1 protein-coding gene is annotated in these 570 nt (G+C 63.2%); it reads left to right on the forward strand.

Annotated elements, in window-relative coordinates; translation table 11 throughout:
* Positions 1-112 precede the first annotated feature (112 nt).
* A partial coding sequence (locus tag ACKGJN_RS16635; protein ID WP_409540687.1) for a hypothetical protein occupies positions 113-570 on the forward strand: 458 nt, incomplete at its 3' end.

The raw sequence follows: 570 nt of genomic DNA on the forward strand, positions 1-570 counted from the left end.
GGGTGCGGGGGTAGGGAGACCGGATTGCGCGCGGCACGCCCGTAACCCTGCATGGATGGGTCGCCTGGCAGGGAGCACAGCTTTGGGGAGGCCCGTTCGGGGAGACAAGGGAATGAAACACATTGGCGCGGTGATCCTGCACGAAGGTCGCCTGATGCTGGTGCCGACGATCTTCTTCTTTGTCTGCTTCAATGTGCTCGTGCTGACGATCACCTTCATGGATCCGGCGCGGGGATTCAGCATCGTCTCCCACGGCGCCGCGACGGTCGGCGCGCTGATTGTCGGCAAGGCGGTGCTGATCGCCGACAAGCTGCCCTTCTTCAACCGCTATCCCCACAAGCCGCTGATCTACAACACGCTGTGGAAAGCGGCGCTCTATATCGCCATCACCACGCTGATCCGCATTGCCGAAGCGCTGCTGTCGGCGGCGACCAATGAATACGGCTTCGCCACCGGCGTCGCGGAGGAAGCGGCGCATTTCACCTGGGGGCGCTTCGCGGCAATCCAGATGTGGCTGGCGATCCTGTTCCTCGTCTACACCGGCTTTCGCGAGCTGGCCAACCAGATCGG

It is taken from the genome of Gillisia xinjiangensis, assembly GCF_046298265.1.
GTDB lineage: Bacteria > Bacteroidota > Bacteroidia > Flavobacteriales > Flavobacteriaceae > Gillisia > Gillisia xinjiangensis.